At 41.7% G+C, this 18,061-nt stretch carries 20 protein-coding genes; 9 read left to right on the forward strand and 11 right to left on the reverse strand.

Annotation, left to right across the window (positions count from 1 at the left end; translation table 11 throughout):
• Positions 1-21: 21 nt before the first annotated feature.
• The 3 genes from L1D51_RS02215 to L1D51_RS02225 all read right to left on the reverse strand — a co-directional run bounded on the left by L1D51_RS02215 (position 22) and on the right by L1D51_RS02225 (position 2,365).
• Positions 22-1,227 carry a M56 family metallopeptidase gene (locus L1D51_RS02215; protein WP_239962432.1) on the reverse strand — a complete coding sequence of 402 codons (1,206 nt, stop codon included), beginning with the start codon at positions 1,225-1,227 and terminating at the stop codon, positions 22-24.
• A gap of 8 nt (positions 1,228-1,235) precedes the next feature.
• Positions 1,236-1,610: a BlaI/MecI/CopY family transcriptional regulator gene (locus L1D51_RS02220; RefSeq protein ID WP_054554650.1), complete on the reverse strand. Its 375-nt coding sequence runs from the start codon at positions 1,608-1,610 to the stop codon at positions 1,236-1,238.
• A gap of 68 nt (positions 1,611-1,678) precedes the next feature.
• Entirely contained in the window at positions 1,679-2,365 is a 687-nt protein-coding gene (locus tag L1D51_RS02225) for a pseudouridine synthase (protein ID WP_054563733.1), read from the reverse strand.
• Positions 2,366-2,445: 80 nt separating this feature from the next.
• Here L1D51_RS02225 and L1D51_RS02230 point away from each other — a divergent pair, with 80 nt between their 5' ends.
• Together L1D51_RS02230 and L1D51_RS02235 are read left to right on the forward strand one after the other, a co-directional pair.
• Entirely contained in the window at positions 2,446-2,751 is a 306-nt protein-coding gene (locus tag L1D51_RS02230) for a DUF6482 family protein (RefSeq protein ID WP_054563690.1), read from the forward strand.
• Positions 2,752-2,798: 47 nt separating this feature from the next.
• The gene (locus tag L1D51_RS02235; RefSeq protein ID WP_239962434.1) at positions 2,799-3,206 is read left to right on the forward strand and encodes a GNAT family N-acetyltransferase; all 408 of its coding nucleotides are present in this window, start codon (positions 2,799-2,801) and stop codon (positions 3,204-3,206) included.
• Positions 3,207-3,219: 13 nt separating this feature from the next.
• Here the strand turns inward: L1D51_RS02235 and L1D51_RS02240 are convergent, their stop codons facing one another.
• The 8 genes from L1D51_RS02240 to lptM all read right to left on the reverse strand — a co-directional run bounded on the left by L1D51_RS02240 (position 3,220) and on the right by lptM (position 9,380).
• Positions 3,220-3,579, reverse strand: a complete 360-nt coding sequence (locus L1D51_RS02240) for a HopJ type III effector protein (RefSeq protein ID WP_054563688.1) — start codon at positions 3,577-3,579, stop codon at positions 3,220-3,222.
• Between the two features lie 9 nt (positions 3,580-3,588).
• A complete protein-coding gene (locus L1D51_RS02245; protein ID WP_055021657.1) occupies positions 3,589-4,701 on the reverse strand; it encodes a retropepsin-like aspartic protease in 1,113 nt (370 codons plus the stop codon).
• A 69-nt stretch (positions 4,702-4,770) separates the two neighbouring features.
• The gene (locus L1D51_RS02250; protein WP_055199240.1) at positions 4,771-5,481 is read right to left on the reverse strand and encodes an HAD-IA family hydrolase; all 711 of its coding nucleotides are present in this window, start codon (positions 5,479-5,481) and stop codon (positions 4,771-4,773) included.
• A 12-nt stretch (positions 5,482-5,493) separates the two neighbouring features.
• Positions 5,494-6,447 (reverse strand): tyrosine recombinase XerC, encoded by a 954-nt coding sequence (locus L1D51_RS02255; protein WP_054563685.1) that lies wholly within the window; start codon positions 6,445-6,447, stop codon positions 5,494-5,496.
• The gene (locus L1D51_RS02260) at positions 6,444-7,055 is read right to left on the reverse strand and encodes a DUF484 family protein (protein WP_239962436.1); all 612 of its coding nucleotides are present in this window, start codon (positions 7,053-7,055) and stop codon (positions 6,444-6,446) included. Before L1D51_RS02260 ends, L1D51_RS02255 begins: the two co-directional genes overlap by 4 nt.
• Positions 7,052-7,882, reverse strand: coding sequence for a diaminopimelate epimerase (gene dapF / locus L1D51_RS02265; RefSeq protein ID WP_054563683.1), 831 nt, complete (start codon positions 7,880-7,882; stop codon positions 7,052-7,054). The genes L1D51_RS02260 and dapF overlap by 4 nt, the downstream gene beginning before the upstream one ends.
• Before the next feature lie 64 nt (positions 7,883-7,946).
• Positions 7,947-9,200 (reverse strand): diaminopimelate decarboxylase, encoded by a 1,254-nt coding sequence (gene lysA / locus L1D51_RS02270; RefSeq protein ID WP_054563682.1) that lies wholly within the window; start codon positions 9,198-9,200, stop codon positions 7,947-7,949.
• Positions 9,201-9,380, reverse strand: a complete 180-nt coding sequence (lptM, locus tag L1D51_RS02275; RefSeq protein ID WP_054554660.1) for an LPS translocon maturation chaperone LptM — start codon at positions 9,378-9,380, stop codon at positions 9,201-9,203.
• A 148-nt stretch (positions 9,381-9,528) separates the two neighbouring features.
• Here lptM and cyaY point away from each other — a divergent pair, with 148 nt between their 5' ends.
• Genes cyaY through L1D51_RS02310 form a run of 7 tightly spaced genes read left to right on the forward strand, consistent with a single transcriptional unit; the run spans position 9,529 to position 18,032 of the window.
• Positions 9,529-9,852 (forward strand): iron donor protein CyaY, encoded by a 324-nt coding sequence (gene cyaY, locus L1D51_RS02280; protein WP_054554661.1) that lies wholly within the window; start codon positions 9,529-9,531, stop codon positions 9,850-9,852.
• The gene (locus tag L1D51_RS02285; RefSeq protein WP_054563681.1) at positions 9,849-10,505 is read left to right on the forward strand and encodes an alpha/beta hydrolase; all 657 of its coding nucleotides are present in this window, start codon (positions 9,849-9,851) and stop codon (positions 10,503-10,505) included. The genes cyaY and L1D51_RS02285 overlap by 4 nt, the downstream gene beginning before the upstream one ends.
• Before the next feature lie 21 nt (positions 10,506-10,526).
• Entirely contained in the window at positions 10,527-11,417 is an 891-nt protein-coding gene (locus tag L1D51_RS02290) for a DUF2914 domain-containing protein (RefSeq protein WP_055199239.1), read from the forward strand.
• A 36-nt stretch (positions 11,418-11,453) separates the two neighbouring features.
• Entirely contained in the window at positions 11,454-12,392 is a 939-nt protein-coding gene (gene hemC / locus L1D51_RS02295; RefSeq protein WP_054554664.1) for a hydroxymethylbilane synthase, read from the forward strand.
• A 1-nt stretch (position 12,393) separates the two neighbouring features.
• Complete coding sequence (locus L1D51_RS02300; protein WP_239962438.1) at positions 12,394-14,199, forward strand: uroporphyrinogen-III C-methyltransferase; 1,806 nt, start codon at positions 12,394-12,396, stop codon at positions 14,197-14,199.
• The gene (locus L1D51_RS02305; RefSeq protein ID WP_239962440.1) at positions 14,196-15,305 is read left to right on the forward strand and encodes a heme biosynthesis HemY N-terminal domain-containing protein; all 1,110 of its coding nucleotides are present in this window, start codon (positions 14,196-14,198) and stop codon (positions 15,303-15,305) included. Before L1D51_RS02300 ends, L1D51_RS02305 begins: the two co-directional genes overlap by 4 nt.
• A 30-nt stretch (positions 15,306-15,335) precedes the next feature.
• Positions 15,336-18,032 (forward strand): CHASE domain-containing protein, encoded by a 2,697-nt coding sequence (locus tag L1D51_RS02310; protein ID WP_239962442.1) that lies wholly within the window; start codon positions 15,336-15,338, stop codon positions 18,030-18,032.
• The last annotated feature ends 29 nt before the right edge of the window (positions 18,033-18,061 follow it).

The raw sequence follows: 18,061 nt of genomic DNA on the forward strand, positions 1-18,061 counted from the left end.
TAGGGTCTTAAGTGGTTACTTTTACTTAGAGCTAACTTTAATTTTTTCTATTAAATCCTTTGCTTGATAGTTTTCGTCTAAGGCGAAATCGAGTTGTACTAAGGCGTTTTGAAAGCCAGATTCAGACGGCGCATATTGCCATTGTTTTAAGGCTCTTTTCGCTTCTCGATTGAAAACTCCTTCAGGCTCTGCACTTACTACACTAACATTGCTGGTGGCGCCACTTGGTAAAATATCGTATTTCAAAACGACTGAACCGCTAATACCTTGCTCTGCCGCTTGAATTGGGTATATCGGCTCTACACGCATAACCGCTTGATAGTCCTTTGTCTTTTCAACGGACATCGGCTGTTTTGCAATGGCAAAGCTGCTAAGCATGCCCGCTGTAAAAATAACTAACGCTGTTTTTGCAATAAATGAGCTGTTGTCGATCTGCTTTATTTGATTTAGACGTTGTAACATGGTGTTTTTATCTCCGTATTGTGAATAAGCCATTAAGCCTGTTCTGCTAAAGCTTGCACAGTGCACTAATGCCTTACTGTATAGAATTCGTTGTTCAGTTGATTTATTTTTGAGTACTTGCTCATCACATGAAAGCTCTTGAATGCGGCGCAGACTTGCATAACCAAGCCAAGCGACAGGGTTAAACCACAGCAAAATAGTGGCACTTAACGCGATGGCATTAATTAGGTTATCTTTGCGTTTAATGTGCACTGATTCATGCTCTAAAATAAGCGCTAAAGCATGGCTGTTGTAATGGCTTTGATAGTTTGTAGGCATTACTAGCTTGGTGTTTATAACTCCTACAACCATAGGTGAGCTCACTTGGTTGCTTTGGTATATGCGTATACTTTGGTTGTTGTGATGATCAAGCGTAATTGGTACTAATTGCAGTTTTGCTAGAAAACGGTAATGAAAATATACGGCAGTGATCAGCAGTGCGGCACTAATAAAGCCATAAATAGCAAACCAAGTGAGCGTAAACTGCGGCATTATTGCTGTGTTTGGTGTGATAGTCAGCTTACTGATAAAGTCGTTTTGAATTGGTTTTAAGTGTTCTGGTAGGTTCGCTAACAATAAACTAATTGGTAAAAGCGCCCACAGTGTATAAACCAAGCGTGCCGATAGCTGGCTTAGTAACTTTCGCTCTAGCAGTAATAAAAACATAATTGCAGATGAGATCAAAAGTTGTTGATCTAACAGCCAATTAAAAAATGCATCTAACATAACAAGCCTTATTTTTGCTGTTTTTCCCAATCATCGATGACCTTTTTCAGCTCATCAATATCATGTTGCGAGAGTTGCTCTGATTTAGCAAAGCCACTCACCAGTGGCGCAATACGGCCATTAAAAAAGCGTTCAATAAAGCTTTGGCTTTCTTTTAATGTGTATTCTTCACGAGCAATACAAGGGGTGTAGTTATATTGGCGACCTTGTTTCTCGAAGCTTAGTGCGCCTTTTTTAACTAAACGGCTTAGTAGCGTTTTAATGGTTTTTTCGTGCCATTCTTTATCGTCACTTAAACGCGCAATTACTTCACTAGCCGTGGCTGGGTAGCCAAGCCATACCGCATCTAATACTTCGAATTCAGCTTTAGAAAGTTCAATCATTTTTATGCCTACAGATGTAATCTTTAATTTAAGATTACACGTGTAATCAATTAATGCAAACTTTTTTGTTAGAGAATGTCACTTTTTTTGATACTGACTATCTGCCCTTCGGGCAAATTCAGCGTGGTGAGTGACAGTTTTGCGATATCTGTGCGGTACAGGTCGATGACTTTGTAGCCACAAAAACGTGCCATTTTACGTATTTGCCGGTTTAAACCTTGTTTTAAGACGATGCAAAACTGTGTTTCGGTGACTTGAGCCACCTCACAAGGGAGGGTTATTTGTTTATCTACAGGCACACCGTTTGCCATTTTTTTACAAAAATCACTATCAAGAGGTTTATCTACGGTGACTAAATAGCGCTTGGGTTGGTGGTAATCAGGGTGGATAAGTTGATTACAAAACTCACCGTCATTGGTCAAAATCAACAAACCTCGGGAGTCTTTGTCGAGCCGGCCAATTGGGTAAACCCGGGTAGTTTTAGGCAGACTATGAATAAGACTGGTTGGGTCGTCAGCATTTAATTTGCAATCTATACCAACGGGTTTGTGATACGCAAAGTAGGTGAGTGGCGCTTTTGCTGAAATTTTTTCGCCAAGTACAATCACATCATCGTGCTCATCAACATGATCTATATGATTTGCGGCACGGCCATTTACTGTTACCTCACCTTGATCTATCAAACGCGATGCTTGCTTTCGAGAGCAAACACCCGCATGGGCAATAAATTTAGCAAGTCGTACTTTTTCTGGCATGAGTGATTTTTGTACAATTAATTTGATCACAGTATACCAAAATCACGTATAGATAGTTCCACCATCAAAGAGGAACGCACATGCCTATCAAGTTATCAGAGCTTGCAGACCATCAGCCACTGCAAAAAGTTATCCTTCATTCGTTGGAAATGGCGCTGTATCAAGTGTCTGTGCTAATAAATAACGTTGAGTATTATGTCACTGATGAGCAAGGTGAGTTTATTCGCGATATTAGCCCGTTGCACATTCAAAAGCGCCTCGATCACTTAAGTTATGGTGATATGGTTTTACGCCACACCAGTGCTTATGATGAAATGTGCGGTCAGCCCGAAAAGCTGGCGAGTAACATGCTCGAAGTACCTTATGGCAAGAACCACTTATACTGATTAACGATATAAGCGTATACTGAGTCATAACATTTTATAGGTATGCTATGTATCAATTAAAAAGTGATGACTCAGCTGATCTAAACAATCAGCTAAGAGAACATATTGTGGCTTTCAACGCCGCGCATTTTAATGCCGAGCGTATTCCTTTAGGCTTTAAGTTCGTTAATAAACATAACAGTGTTGTAGCTGGTATTCATGGCCAAGTATTTGGTAATTGGCTGCTTATTAGTTGGCTTTGGTGTGATGATAAGACGCGTGGTAAAGGGCTTGCGACACGATTGTTAGCTGAATTAGAGAGCAAAGCTAAAGCGTTTGGTGCAAATACCGCTCAACTTGATACGCTCGATTTTCAAGCCAAACCCTTTTACGAAAAAAACGGCTACCAAGTCAAATACGAAATGAGTAACTACCCACTCGACGGCTGCCGTTATTTTATGGAAAAACCCCTTTAATTTTTGGTTTTAATCACTTCGCTTTAAGCACGTCTTGCTCGGTAAATGTAACTCCTAAGAAAGGGGTCGCTTCAGGGGCAAGCATAAAGGTGCGAATGTTCATGTGGTCTTGCCCTTCAGGATTGTGTAATACATCATCACGATAAAACGCGCCAAAACAATCGAGGGTATTTTGTTTGCTTAGTTGATTAAGCTTTGCAAAGGCAAAAATTTTACATGAGCCATTATTTTCATTTGCCTCGCTAAGCAAGCCATGATTATTAAAAGCGCTTGGGGTAAAATCATAATTGCTGTCAATTACCGCCATGGTATCGGTAAACTCAATTTGCTGTGGTGTGCTTGCTAATTTCGAAAGAAATTCGTTAAGAGTCATTGCTTGTCCTTAAAAATTGTTCTTTATCAACTCTAACTCATTCACTTGCTGATTGATATTAAACTTAAAATTCTCTAAAAAGTTCATACCTAATAAGCCATAGCCAGCATGATTTTCTATTACCAGCACTTCAAAATTACGAATACGTTGTTGTCCGACTTGAAAGGATTCGAGCTGATACCGCTGTGCTTCAACAATGCCATTAGCTGTGTTTACCTTAAGTGCGCCAAGAAAATTTGCTGGAGTGTTAAGCGAGTTTAATAATGTTTGGTTGATTACAGTAAAGCTAGCGCCTGTGTCGATCATCAGTTCGGTTTCAATATCATCGTTGATAATACTGTTTACTAAATAATGTGAACCTCGAGCGGTTAATTTTATAACTTCAACACCTGCTAAGGCTTGTTGAATCAATAGGTGTAATTGCTCGGCCTGTTGTTTATAGTCATGATCTTCAGGCAGTTGATCTAGGGTTATTTGGCTCGCGACGTAATCTTCTAAATGATAGTTAGCTAATGCATAGTTATATAAGTACTGCGCATTGCCAGGCGTGTAATCAAGCCATTGTTGACTAATATTAAGCAGGGCTTGCCATTGTTGCGTCGCAATAAGTTCATCAATATAGGATGTGCTTAGCTCGTCTATTTGTTTGTTAAGTTGTTGTTTATCATTGCTGTCTAACTGGTTGCTAAGAGCCAGTAAATTGATGATTCCTTGTTGGGTATCACCTTGTGCGATTAAACGCTTAGCTTCAAGTTCAAGCATGGTGACATCGTAAGGGTGGCTATTTAAAAAGGCCGTTAAAAATTGCTCACTTAAAGTGAATTTTTTATGGGAAAGCCATGATTCTAGTTGCTGTTGCCAAGCTTGCTTTAGCTGCCTTGCATAGCGAGGTTCATTCACAAGTAATTGAGTGTACTCAGCGACGGCTTTATCAAATAACTGATTGCTAAATAGTGCAACTGCTTGCTGGAAGTGGGCAGGTAAGACCGTGCCTTTTTGTACTTTAGGCGCTGGTGCGACAGTTTCTATTTCTATAGGCTTTGCTGGGTTAAAAAGCTGCCAAATAAAGTAACCATTTAAACTAAGAGAAAGTAGCAATATTAATTTAAGAAAAGCATTCATCCGTTTCGCCCACCAGTTTTAAATCTTTGTTGCCTACTTGCTCAGCATAAAACAAATTTCTCAAAGTCGTTACTTTTTAATCAAATGATTGAGCGCCATGATATTGCTTATTTCAATATCTGCTAATCCTTGATAACGATATTGCGTTGCTTGGTTATTTAGCCAAACGCTTTGGCATCCGGCATTATTGGCGCCTTGGACATCAGTATCTAGGCTATCGCCAATGTGCAAAATTTCCTTGTGAGGCACTTCTAATTTTTTGGCTGCGCTATCAAATAAGGCGCTGTGCGGCTTTGCTTTTCCGTGTGGGCCTGCTTGTAAAACTAACTCAAACACACCATTAAGGTTAAACTTTTCTACTTCGACATTACCATTGGTGATGGCGATGAGGCGGTAGTGTTTACTGAGGTTAGCAAGTAATTCAAGCACTTCATCAGTCACGGTTATTTGACTGCGGGCATCAGCGAATGCCTGATAAGCGTTTTCGGCATGCAACTGAGCTTGCTCTGCTGAAAAACCCAGATCGGTCATGGCATAGTGTAATGCTGCTTGTCGCCAGCGTGTAACGTCATCAATTAAAGTTGCATCATGTTTTAAAGCATTATCGCGGCATGTTAACCAGTAGCTCATGCTATCGTCTGGCCATTGGTCTAATGCTTCTAAGTAATCAGCTTGTGCTTGTAAGGCTGATTTTATGATCGGATGGTTGTTGTAAAGTGTGTCGTCTAAATCAAAACTTAAAACTGAAACTGGCGATAGGGCACGGTTAAATCGGATCATAATGACAAGGGTTTACTCTGATGTTGAGCGCTTTTTAGCGCGTGGATGGGTGTTATCGTACACTTTAGCTAAATGCTGAAAATCTAAATGCGTATAAACTTGCGTTGCAGACAAACTACTGTGTCCTAAGAGTTCTTGTACGGCACGCAGATCCCCTGATGATTCTAAGATATGTGATGCAAACGAGTGGCGTAATTTATGCGGATGCACTTGCGAGCTGATCCCTTGCTTAATTCCCCATTCTTGCATCCGTAAGCGAACTTGGCGTACGGAAATTCGCTTTTTTTGGCTGCTAACAAACACGGCTATTTCATCAGGATGTGCAAATTGAGGGCGAATTTTCAGCCATGCTTTTAATGCACTGAGCGCTTTGCTGCCTACAGGTAATAAGCGTTCTTTGTTACCTTTACCACGGACTAAAATTTCGCCTTCAGTTGGATTTATATCCTGTATGTTAGCACCAACTAACTCGCTAATGCGCAGACCCGAAGAGTACATTAATTCCATCATGGCTTTGTCACGAATAGCTAAAGGCTCATCATCTGGCAGTTCTAAAAGCTTAGCCATTTGATCTACGTCTAAATTTTTGGGTAAAGGCTTGGAAAATTTTGGCCCTTTAATGGCCTCTGCCGGATTGTGATAATGTACCTGACTGGCTATATTTTTGGCTTTTAAGAATTTATATAAACTGCGAATACAGCTTAGTTTTAAACTGATTGTGCGACCACTCAATTGTTTGCTGCGCATTTGCATGCTGTAACGGCGAATATGCTCACCTTGAACAGCAAACCAGTCTTCACATAGTTTACTAAAGTACAAAGCTGCGAAGCCTAGTTGGCTCGTATATTGGTTTACTGTGTGCGCTGAGTATTGTTTTTCGTAGCGTAAGTAGTCTGCAAAAAGTTGGATGGGTGTTCGCCAAGCATCACTTAATTCATTAATGTCTGGCGTTGTCACATCGCTCATGCAAGTTCCAATAAGCGCAGTTGCAATGAGCGCACAAACTCAAGGACAAAAAAGCTGTCTTTTGCCGGTTCGAAGTGATTTACGTCATCACTACCAAACGCCAAAATAGCCACAGGGTGTTTCGTGTTACCAATTAGATATAAAGCAGTCGATTGAGTCGTGTCTGAAAACAGTAAGTCTCTTTCTTGTTGGCTTACTCGACCCAAGTAAATGCCGTCGTTTTGCAGGCGATGAGCAATTAATTCATCAAACTTTTTATCGTACTTAACTAACTGGCATTCGTTAATGGATGGGTTCGTGCAGATAATATTGCGCAAGTTGCTAGCCAGTGTCGTAAAGTCGTAGTTAGTCCATAACTGACGATGACAGTCGCTAAATAAGCGGTAAATTAACTCGTTTTCTTTTGCTTGTTCAACGAGCTGCTCAATTTTATTTTTTAATAGCGTATTGTGTTCACGTAATTGGCGCTGTTGAATATGCACCAAAGACGTTGTCCCAGCCGTTTGCTGTTGTAGTTCAACTTCAGCGAGCACATCAGGGTTTTTAATAAAAAAATCAGGGTGTGCTTTTAAATATTCAGCAATTTGTTGTTCTGTTAGTTTGCTCATAGTGCCACTTGTCCATCAAAAACATGCTCAGCAGGGCCTGTCATTCGTACAGGGTGGCCTTCGCCTTGCCAGCGTACTTGCAAACTGCCGCCGGGTAAGTCAACTTGTACGGTAGTAGCAAGTTTACTCTGAATTTGACCAACCACGACCGCAGCACAGGCACCTGTACCACAGGCCAAGGTTTCACTAACGCCACGTTCCCACACTCTTAGTTTAATGTGATCTTGCGAAATTACCTGCATAAAACCAACATTTGCGCGTTGTGGAAAGCGTTCATGATTTTCAAGCAGTGGGCCTAAGGTGGCGACTTCTGCGCTATGAATGTCATCAACTTCTAAAACGCAGTGCGGGTTACCCATCGATACTGCGCCACTAAATACCGTATGTTCTTCCGTGCGAAGAATATAGGTCAACTCACGCTTGCTGGCTTTTAATGGGATTTTGTTCGGTTCAAAATTGGGGTGGCCCATATTTACCGTTACTTGGCCATCTTTCTCTATATAAAGCGTGAGGTTACCAGATTTTGTTGAAACCGAGATTTTATGCTTATTGGTCAGGCCTTTCATACGTACAAAGCGGGCGAAACAGCGCGCACCGTTGCCGCACTGTTCAACTTCGTTACCATCGGCATTGAAAATTCGATAATGAAAATCGAGATCAGGAGAGTAAGGGGCTTCAACCATAAGCAGTTGATCGAAGCCAATGCCGAAATGGCGATCTGCCAGCTTCTTTATTTGATCACGTGATAAAAAAACATTTTGAGTAATGTTATCAATAACGACAAAGTCATTACCTAGGCCGTGCATTTTTGAAAAATTAACTAACATAACGCTCTAATTCGGGTTTGCTCTGAGCTAATCATGCCACAGAGCAGGGCGGTTATAAAAACGTTTATGGTAAAATTTTCTCACCTTGCCAAAGGCTTTCTAAGGTTTCGCGTTGGCGAATTAAATGGCTTTGTTGGCCATCCACCATAATCTCTGCAACACGCGGGCGTGAGTTGTAGTTTGAGCTCATGGTAAAACCATATGCGCCAGCGCTGCGCTGCGCTAAAAGGTCACCGGCTTGAAGTGCAAGCTCACGGTCTTTACCTAAAAAGTCACCGGTTTCACAGACAGGGCCGACAATGTCGTAGTTGTAAGTAGGCGTATCATCTGCGCGAGGTTCAACTGGTACAATACTTTGCCAAGCTTGATACAGCGATGGACGCAACATATCGTTCATGCCTGCATCAACAATAGCAAAGAACTTATCTTGGTTTTGTTTAATAAACTCAACTTTAGTAACTAAAATACCTGCGTTGGCTGCAATCGCACGACCAGGTTCAAAAATAAGTTCTAAATCTTGGTAGTCTGCTAATCGAGCGGTAATTTTATCAACATACTCGCTTGGATGAGGAGGTGTTTCGCCATTATAAGGCACCCCAAGACCACCACCGATATCTAGGTGAGTTAGCTTGATGCCAACCGCTTTTAACTCTTCGATAAGAGTCAGTACTTTTTCAAGGGCTGCTAAGAAAGGTTTTATTTCCGTTAGCTGCGAACCGATGTGGCAATCTACACCGGTAATTTTTAAACCGGGTAATGATGCTGCATGTTGATACACAGTTACCGCAGTTTGAATATCAATACCAAACTTATTCTCTTTTAAGCCGGTTGAGATATAAGGGTGCGTTTTTGCATCTATATCTGGGTTTACGCGAATCGAAATCGGTGCCACTAAGTTAAGATCCGTTGCCACTTTTGAAATACGCTCAAGCTCAGCCACTGACTCAACGTTAAAACACTTGATCCCCAATTCAAGTGCATAGGCAATTTCGTCAGCGGTTTTTGCAACGCCAGAAAAAACAACCTTACTTGCGTCTCCGCCTGCTTGGATAACGCGCGCAAGCTCACCTTTTGAGACAATATCAAAACCTGACCCAAGTCGCGCTAAAATATTCAGCACGGCAATATTTGAGTTGGCTTTTACGGCATAGCACACCAAGCTCTTATGTGACTTAGCAGCTTCAGCGAATGCTAGATAATGACGTTCAAAGGTTTTGCGAGAATAGATATAACAAGGCGTACCATATTGTTCGGCAAGCTCTTTGACAGCGATGTCTTCAGCGAACAGCTGATTATTATTGTAGTTAAAAAAGTCCATCTATTGGTCCTGTTTTTGCTCTGGTTGTTCGGATGGATCAGCTTGCGGCTGAGACTTTGCAGGCGGCTTAGTATCATCTGGCAGATAAAGAGCACCACTTTGTCCGCAACCTGCTAGGGTTAGTAGAAGGGCGCTTAGAGGTAAAATGGTTTTTAATTTTTGGCTATGAGTCTCTTTCATTAGATTAATACGGTTGCTGGCTTTATAATCGCAGAGTAACAGAATATTTAAAAAATGCAGCTATTCGCGGATGAATTTATTCCTGTTACACTTGATGTACACAATCTGCCCCCAGATCTAGGCTTAAAGCCAGTTAAAGGACACTAAAATGACTGATCATGAATACCACACACTAGCCGATGCATTAATGCTAACTATTGAAGAGCAAATCGATGAATGTGATGCCGATTTAGACTATGAATCAGCGTCAGGTATTTTAGAAATCATCTTTCCTGATCGCAGTAAAATTGTGATCAACAAGCAAGCACCATTACACCAAGTTTGGGTTGCGACTAAATTTAATGGTCACCATTTTGAACTACGCGACGATAAGTGGATTGATAACCGCTCAGGTGCAGAGTTTTGGCAATTTATGTGTGATGCGGCAACTCGCCAAGCAGGTCAAACAATTGAATGGCGTTCTGAACTATGAGTTTAGAGTTTGTTGAGTACTCAGCACAAGGCGACCACAAAGCAACGGTTATCTGGCTACATGGTTTAGGTGATTCGGGTGATGGTTTTGCCCCAGTTGCACCGCAACTTGCTCTACCAAAAGAGCTTGGCGTACGTTTTGTGTTTCCACATGCGCCAGTGCAGCCGGTCACCATAAATGGTGGTATGGCAATGCGTTCTTGGTACGATATTAAATCGATGGATTTAGATAAGCGTGCTGACGAGCAAGGGGTTCGCGAATCCGCTGCAAAAGTGGCTGCAATTATTGATCAAGAAATAGCAAATGGTATCGCCCCAAACAAAATTATTCTTGCCGGTTTTTCGCAAGGGGGTGTGGTATCTCTGCACTTAGCGCCACGTCTAGATTATAAATTAGCGGGTGTAATGGCACTTTCAACCTATATGTGTGTGCCTGCAAAATTTGCCGATGAAGCCAAGCAGCAGGGGTTAAATATTTTTATGGCACATGGTCGATTTGACGATGTGGTACCGCATAGTGCAGGCAGACAAGCATTTGACGTGCTTAGCGCTAACAACATGGAAGTAAGCTGGCAAGACTATCCGATGGCGCACCAAGTTTGTGGTGAAGAGTTAATGGCTATTCGTGAATGGTTAATTGCTCGCTTGAGTTAATTTTTGGTTTTAGAGGCCAACATGACAAAGAAACTTGTAATTACAGCAAATATGAATGCCGTTGAATCGGCAGGTTCAACTCCTACAGCAGTGACTTACCAATGGCATTGGCGACGCATTTTTATGGTTAGCAGTGTTATCTTAGTAGCATTGGCTATTTTAGTGTATAGCTTTACTGGTGCTGTAAATGCTGAACAATCTCCGCAAGATGAACCGCAAGCAGAGTTTACAAATGCTGAATTACAAGCTTCTTTAAATGACGCTGAGCAAGAAGAGCCAAAAGAAGTCGATGCTTCGTTAATGAATGAGCAAACACCGCAGGCTGATAGCACAGAAACTACTAAAGCAGAGGTTGTGAGTTCAAACATTGTAGAACCTGACGTTACAACAGCAGAGACTGAGTTCGACAGTGAAGAGGTTGTTGATGAGCAACAACCTGAAACACCAGCTGTCACCCCTGATGGTGAAGAAGCACCACAAACTGAACAGCAAGTAGAGATTGCTGCTGCTCCTGATGCTCAGCAGCAGTTTTCGCAGTCAGCACATATTGCCAGTGTCGCAATTGGCGCTAAAATAGACACAGATAAAGTAAGCCGCGCGGTATTAACAACCGATGTTGTTGATCGAGAACCAGTAAACGTTTTAAAAAACGATGTAAAATTAGCGCAAATAAGCAATAGCCTGAGCTTTTTTAGCGAGCTTAGAAATATGCAGGGACAAGCTGTTCGTCACCAATGGTATTACCAAGGTCAACAGCTTGCTTCGATTGAATTGGCCGTAAGTAGTCCACGTTTTCGTACTTATTCAACGAAAAACATTATGCCAGAACAACTGGGTGATTGGCGTGTTGAAGTTATTGACGCAGATGGCAACTTACTGGCCCAAAAAGAATTTAGAATTTTAGCTGAGTAATATTTAGTATCAGCCTGATAATTAATTGGATTTTTCATGACACAGACAACAAAACTAGTTCGTATCGCTACCCGTAAAAGTGCACTTGCTTTATGGCAGGCTGAATTTGTAAAAGCTCAACTAGAGCACTTCCACGACGATGTAACGGTAGAGTTGGTTCCTATGTCGACGCAAGGCGATATTATCCTTGATACACCACTGGCCAAGATTGGTGGTAAAGGCTTATTCGTAAAAGAGCTTGAGCAAGCCATGCTTGATGGTCGTGCAGATATCGCGGTGCATTCAATGAAAGATGTGCCTGTTGAGTTTCCTGAAGGGTTAGCGTTACACACAATTTGTGAGCGTGAAGACCCGCGCGATGCGTTTGTATCAAACAACTACAAAAGCTTAGATGAGTTACCACAAGGCGCTATTGTTGGTACATCAAGCTTACGCCGCCAATGCCAAATTCGCGAAGCTCGCCCAGATTTAGACATTCGTGATTTACGCGGTAATGTTAATACTCGTTTAGCAAAACTAGATGATGGTCAATATGATGCAATCATCCTAGCTGCAGCGGGTCTAATTCGTTTAGAAATGCCTGAGCGTATTACAGCTTTTATCGAGCCAGAGGTATCATTACCTGCAAATGGTCAAGGTGCTGTGGGTATTGAGTGCCGTATTGATGATGAAGTGACAAAAGCACTGTTAGCGCCACTCGAACATAATGAAACACGTATTCGTGTTAATGCTGAGCGTGCTATGAATCGCCGTTTAGAAGGTGGTTGCCAAGTGCCAATTGGTGCATTTGCATTGGTTGATGGTGAGCAAGTGCATTTACGTGGTTTAGTGGGCGCTATTGATGGCAGCCAAATGCTGCGTGATGAAGTGACAGGCCCTGTGGCTGACGCAGAGCAGTTAGGTATTACACTTGCTGAAAAGCTACTTGAGCAAGGTGCTGATAAAATTTTAGCTGAAGTATATAGAGACGCTTAATATGCATATTTTGATAACTCGTCCAGAAGGAAAAGGCACTGAGCTTGCTCTTGAGCTTCAGCAGGCGGGTTATCAAACAACCCTGTGTCCAGTCCTTACCTTAGATTACCTCACCGTAAATAGTAGTGAGCTCGCGCCGCTAGAAAATGCCGATAAAATCATTTTTATCTCGCAAGATGCCGTGCATGCCTTATTAAAACTCACACCAACCATCAACAAAGCAGCGCAACTTTATGCGGTCGGTCAGCAAACGGCTGATGCGGTTTATGAAGCCTTTGGGCGACGAGCCGCAGTGCCCAAACAGCATGATTCAGAAGGTCTGCTTGAATTAAAAACACTACAAGATGTTGAACTAAGTAACATCGTTTTAGTGAAAGGTGAAGGTGGGCGAACGACCATAGCAAAAACCTTAAAACAACGTGGTGCTTTATTAAATCAGTTGGTTGTTTACAAGCGGAGCGCAATTGAGAGCGAACCGGGCAAGTGGATGGACCACTGGCAAACAATTGATGTAGAAGGTATAGTCATTACCAGTAATGCAGCGGTGGATGCCATTTTTAATGGCCTAAATGAGCCTCAGCTTGCATGGTTGAAAGAGCGACAATTTTTCGTTGCCAGTGAGCGTATCGCTGATTATTTAAAGCAACAGAATGTCGCAAGAACACAGATACATATTGCTGCAGGGGCGAGCGACAGCGCTATGTTCACCTGCATTAATCAGCAAGGTAGCAAAATGAGTGAAGCAGAATCAAAACAACCCGCAAAGCCAGAGAAAAAAGCGCAAACGGCAAATATTGGGGCGAAAGCGCCTGTACAAGCTAAAAGAGGCATCAGCAAAACAGGTAGCTTAGCGTTACTTATTTCACTTTTAGTGGCTGGTGCAGTTGGCTATGAGTTTTATCTAAAATTAAATAGCGATCAGCAATCGGCTGTGGCATTGACTGAGCTGACAGATGAAAACCTACGCTTACAGCAGCAAATTGATGCATTAAAAAGTGCCCAACAAACAATGCAGCACTCGCTTTATAACAGTGAACAAAAGGTCACTGATGCACTAAATGAAAGTGCAGAGCAAACACAGCAGCAATTACAAGCGGCTTTAAAGCGCGCCGAGCAGCAAACTTTCACGCTTAATCCGCAAGAAGTCAAAAGCCTGCAGCGTATGGCCGAGTTTAAATTGTGGGCAGAGCACGATTACCAAGGGGCTGCTGCTGTGCTATCTCGCTTAGATAGCTTACTTGCAGAACACCCGGGTACAGGCGCTATTCGCCAAGCAATTCACCAAGATTTACAAACCTTGAATGCCATAGAACCTGTGGCTGTTGAAGCAATTTATTTAAAACTGCATGGCATTAATCAAAAAGTTGATGAACTGGTATTTAATGCTATTTCACTCCCTGAAGAGGTCGTCAAAGAAGACCCAAATCAATTAAGTGAAAATGTGAGTGAGTGGCGTCAAAACCTTGCGAAGTCGTGGCAGCAGTTTAAAGACTTCTTTGTAGAAGTACGCACACGTGAAGATATGGTTATCGCACCATTTTTAAGTGAGCAAGAGCGTCACCTAGTAAAACAGCGCTTAAGTTTATACTTAGCTCAAGCACAAGATGCTGTATTAAGTAAACAAAGCAGTGTGTATTTTAGTGCTGTTGATGCTGCTCATAGCTTGGTAAAAGATTACTTTAAACAAGATGATGCGCAAACAAAAGCGGCCTTAAAAAGTCTTGCTGAGCTTTCGAAAGAACAGCTCAATTTTAGTCCAAAAGTGTCATTACAAAGTACTGAGCAGGTGAAGGAGTGGGCACAATGATCCGCTTTTTATTAATCATTATTGCAATAGCAGTCTGCTTAGGGATTGCCCCTTTTTTTATAGATCAAAAGGGTTATGTACTAATTGCCTTTAATAAAACAACCATTGAAGGGACTATTTGGGGCGTTACTGCACTTTTAATATTGGCATTCGCTGCACTGTTTTTACTTTATAAGCTTTGCCGTTACGTAATATCTTTATATAGCCATACACGCCATGGTTTCTTTGCGCGCAGTGAAGAGCGTAAACAAGCGGCTATTGAGCAAGGTGTATGGAGCTTAATAAATAACGATTATACGGAGCTTGAGCTTGCACTTGATAACAACAGTGTTGCACAAAAGTGGAGCGATATACGTTTTGCGCTTCTAGCTAAAGCGGCACTGGCGAATAATGAAAATGAAAAAGCAATTAGCTATCTTGATAAAATAAGCCAAGATAAGCAGCTAAAAGTGGCTAATTTATGGATTGCTAGCGGCGAAACCAGCACTATTTTTGCTGACCTTAAAGCGTTAGCTGAACGCAAAAAAGCCTCTCGTTTAGAGCTTAAAATGTATGCCCATGTTTTAGTGCAAGAGCAAAAGTGGGCGGCACTTAATGACTTTATGCCACGTTTATTACGCAAAAAAGTACTTTCAGAGCAAGAGTGGCAACAATTGTTCGACCGTTACTTTGCAGCTCAGTCAAACGGGGATTTAACTGAGCGTTATGAGCAATTAGCCAAAAACTTGAAGCCACACGCAGAGGTAAGCTATTTAACGGCGATGGCGAAGGCAGGTGAGTTAAACAAAATTGAGCTAAGCTTAATTAAAATGATCAAAAAACCGCTACAGCATAAAGATTTAGCACGTATTTTACGTACTAGTAGCGCTGGCGATGCACTCAAGCTGCAATCAAGTTTGCAGGATGTATTAAAAAAAGACACCGAAAATACAGACTTATTACTAGCCCTTGCATGTTTAGCTAATGCTCACGGTGAATACGACTTAGCCGCGCGAGTGTTTGATAAAGCGCTTAATGCAGATAATCGCCATGCTTATTTGCAGCAAGCGGTGCTAAGCTACAGTAAGAGTGCCCAACCAGAAAAAGCATTGGTACTCTATCAATAATTTTACTCCAGCCAGCAAAGGAGCGATGGCTTGAAGAACTTATTTACACTGACAATAAGCATTGCACTTGCTTACTTTCTTACAGGGTACTTAAGTAATTCATTGCTGGCGATTGATGGCTATGCGGTTGCAGCATGGCCGCCTTCAGGTATTGCGCTTGCCAGTATCTTGCTACTTAGAAATCGTGCCTTGCCAGGGGTTCTGCTAGGGGCATTCTTTGTAAACCTTATTCACCTTGATAAAGCCACTGATATTTTTCACTGGCAAATGATGCTGCAGGCAATTGGCGTAACAACTGCATCTACATTCCAAGCTTGGCTTGCCTATTACATTATCATTCATGTCGTTAAACGCCCGATTGAATTATCATCATTAAAGCAAAGTATGCTTGGTTTAATGATTGGCGGCCCTTTGTGTAGCTTGATTGCTGCATCAATTGGCACCGGCTTACTGGTCATTAACAATGTTATTCCGAGTTATGCGGCGCTTAATAATTTTATCGCATGGTGGATTGGCGATAGCATTGGGGTACTGATATTCACGCCATTAATTTTAGCGGCATTTAGTTACCATCATACTCGCCAACGGCTGCAAATCATTGTGCCGTCGCTATTAATTTACGTGGTTATTTGTGTCAGCTTTTATGGTGCAGCTAGTGTAAAAAAAGACAAAGACTTACAGCGCCAGCAAGCTAAAGTCAGTGCTATTCACACGAACCTTGAACATAAAGTCGATGAAATTAAGTCGCACTTAGCCTTACTCGCAACTTTTTTTGCTAGTAGTGACATGGTTGATTTTGACGAATTTAAGCGCTTCACATCAAGGCAACTACAATACAGCGAAGAAATTCTTGCCCTTGAGTGGGCACCTAAGGTTATTCACTCACAACTAAATAATTATCAAAATTTACTGCGTGATGAACTGGGCGCTGACTATTATGTGAAAGAAAAAAGTGCTGCAGGGCAGTGGCAGCCGGTGAGTAAGCGAACGGTTTATTTTCCGGTGCAATATATTCATCCTTTAGCAGGGAACGAACCAGCACAAGGCTTTGATTTAGCCTCAAACGAGTTACGTAAACAAGCGTTAACTGACTCTCGGTTAATTAAGAATGTCACCGTCAGTGAGCCTATTACCCTGATGCAAGGTGATGGTAACGAAAAGGGCGTTTTATTCTTCAACCCAGTTTATTCAGACATTAATCACCAGGTCGGATTTAGAGGTTATGTTGTCGCCGTGGTCAATTTAGAAGTGTTAGCACAAACACTTAATTTTAATCAGAACACTGATATCGATGCCAGCTTCTATGACGTTACTGACGGCAGTAATCCTGTCGAAATTTACAGCCCACACCGTGTAGGTACAACAGCTATTGCGAGCTTCAACTTTATTATTGGTGAGCGCGTTTGGCAGGTAAAATTATGGGAGTCAGTTGCACAGTCGTCATGGTTGCCTTATTGGTTGGCGCAAATAGTCGGTATGCTGTTTGTTTGGTTATTGATCACCTTTTTGATTTCTGTAACTGGTACTAATATTCAAATTCGTCAGCAAGTGGCAAAGCAAACTCAAAGCCTTCGCGAAGAAAAATTAAAAGCCGATAAAGCCAGCCAAATTAAAAGTGAGTTCTTGGCGAATATGAGCCATGAAATACGCACGCCTATTAATGGTATTAAGGGTTTGCATTATTTAGCAATGCAAGAGCCTGACTGGCAACAAGCCCGTGGTTATATTGATCAAGCCGATGGTGCACTGAATGTACTATTACGGGTAATCAATGATGTTTTAGATTTTTCTAAAATAGAAGCTGGGCGATTGGAGCTACATCAAGAGCCTATTGATGTGAATGCGTTGGTTAGTGAGCTGACTAACTTATTGCAGTTTGAGCTTAACTCACGCTCTTTAGAATTTAGAGTTGAGCTTGATGCTTCTGAACACTTACTGATCCACACCGACCCAATTCGTTTAAAACAAGTATTGTTGAATTTGTTAAACAATGCGGTGAAGTTCACTCAAGAAGGCACGATTACATTACGTATTTGGCAGCAGGGTGAATTTACTTACTTTAGTGTTATTGATACAGGCATCGGCATCAGTAAAGAGGCTCAGCAGCGCCTGTTTAAACCATTTTCACAAGCCGATAGCTCAACCTCTCGTCGTTTTGGTGGCACAGGTTTAGGCTTAAGCATTTGTCAAAAACTCATTGTTATGATGGGAGGCGAGATAAGCCTAACTAGCTCTGAGGGGCAAGGTTCAACGTTTACAATTTCGCTGCCATTTGAGTCTCCTCTTGAAGAGGTGATTCATAGTGATGATGAGTTAGCTGATATTGATGTGACTGCTGTTTCATTTGCCAATGATGCAATTTTATTGGTTGAAGATAACCCATTGAATCAACATGTGGCGAGTTCGATTTTAAAAACTAAAGGCTGCCAACCTGATATCGCTAAAGATGGCCACGAGGCTATTAAGATGATCAGTGAAAAAAGCTATGACCTTGTGCTTATGGATATTCAAATGCCGAATATGGATGGCTTACAAGCGACTAAGGTTATTCGTAATGAACTGCTGATCACCGATTTACCGATTATTGGCTTATCGGCAAATGCTCATGATGATGACCTAAAGAAAGGCTTAGCCAGTGGTATGAATGGTTATTTAACTAAACCAATTGATGCAGATAAACTTTTTAAAACTTTGTGGCATTTTTTGCATAATGCTAGCAGCCATTAAAGCAGACATTTGACCTCTAAAAAGTAAAT

It is taken from the genome of Pseudoalteromonas shioyasakiensis (assembly GCF_022398475.1).
Lineage (GTDB): Bacteria > Pseudomonadota > Gammaproteobacteria > Enterobacterales > Alteromonadaceae > Pseudoalteromonas.

What these genes read in the sequence shown, in the direction of transcription:
- L1D51_RS02215 (WP_239962432.1), bottom strand. Translation starts at nt 1,227, where the DNA reads ATGTTAGATGCATTTTTTAATTGGCTGTTAGATCAACAACTTTTGATC.
- L1D51_RS02220 (WP_054554650.1), bottom strand. Translation starts at nt 1,610, where the DNA reads ATGATTGAACTTTCTAAAGCTGAATTCGAAGTATTAGATGCGGTATGG.
- L1D51_RS02225 (WP_054563733.1), bottom strand. Translation starts at nt 2,365, where the DNA reads ATGCCAGAAAAAGTACGACTTGCTAAATTTATTGCCCATGCGGGTGTT.
- L1D51_RS02230 (WP_054563690.1), top strand. Translation starts at nt 2,446, where the DNA reads ATGCCTATCAAGTTATCAGAGCTTGCAGACCATCAGCCACTGCAAAAA.
- L1D51_RS02235 (WP_239962434.1), top strand. Translation starts at nt 2,799, where the DNA reads ATGTATCAATTAAAAAGTGATGACTCAGCTGATCTAAACAATCAGCTA.
- L1D51_RS02240 (WP_054563688.1), bottom strand. Translation starts at nt 3,579, where the DNA reads ATGACTCTTAACGAATTTCTTTCGAAATTAGCAAGCACACCACAGCAA.
- L1D51_RS02245 (WP_055021657.1), bottom strand. Translation starts at nt 4,701, where the DNA reads ATGAATGCTTTTCTTAAATTAATATTGCTACTTTCTCTTAGTTTAAAT.
- L1D51_RS02250 (WP_055199240.1), bottom strand. Translation starts at nt 5,481, where the DNA reads ATGATCCGATTTAACCGTGCCCTATCGCCAGTTTCAGTTTTAAGTTTT.
- L1D51_RS02255 (WP_054563685.1), bottom strand. Translation starts at nt 6,447, where the DNA reads ATGAGCGATGTGACAACGCCAGACATTAATGAATTAAGTGATGCTTGG.
- L1D51_RS02260 (WP_239962436.1), bottom strand. Translation starts at nt 7,055, where the DNA reads ATGAGCAAACTAACAGAACAACAAATTGCTGAATATTTAAAAGCACAC.
- dapF (WP_054563683.1), bottom strand. Translation starts at nt 7,882, where the DNA reads ATGTTAGTTAATTTTTCAAAAATGCACGGCCTAGGTAATGACTTTGTC.
- lysA (WP_054563682.1), bottom strand. Translation starts at nt 9,200, where the DNA reads ATGGACTTTTTTAACTACAATAATAATCAGCTGTTCGCTGAAGACATC.
- lptM (WP_054554660.1), bottom strand. Translation starts at nt 9,380, where the DNA reads ATGAAAGAGACTCATAGCCAAAAATTAAAAACCATTTTACCTCTAAGC.
- cyaY (WP_054554661.1), top strand. Translation starts at nt 9,529, where the DNA reads ATGACTGATCATGAATACCACACACTAGCCGATGCATTAATGCTAACT.
- L1D51_RS02285 (WP_054563681.1), top strand. Translation starts at nt 9,849, where the DNA reads ATGAGTTTAGAGTTTGTTGAGTACTCAGCACAAGGCGACCACAAAGCA.
- L1D51_RS02290 (WP_055199239.1), top strand. Translation starts at nt 10,527, where the DNA reads ATGACAAAGAAACTTGTAATTACAGCAAATATGAATGCCGTTGAATCG.
- hemC (WP_054554664.1), top strand. Translation starts at nt 11,454, where the DNA reads ATGACACAGACAACAAAACTAGTTCGTATCGCTACCCGTAAAAGTGCA.
- L1D51_RS02300 (WP_239962438.1), top strand. Translation starts at nt 12,394, where the DNA reads ATGCATATTTTGATAACTCGTCCAGAAGGAAAAGGCACTGAGCTTGCT.
- L1D51_RS02305 (WP_239962440.1), top strand. Translation starts at nt 14,196, where the DNA reads ATGATCCGCTTTTTATTAATCATTATTGCAATAGCAGTCTGCTTAGGG.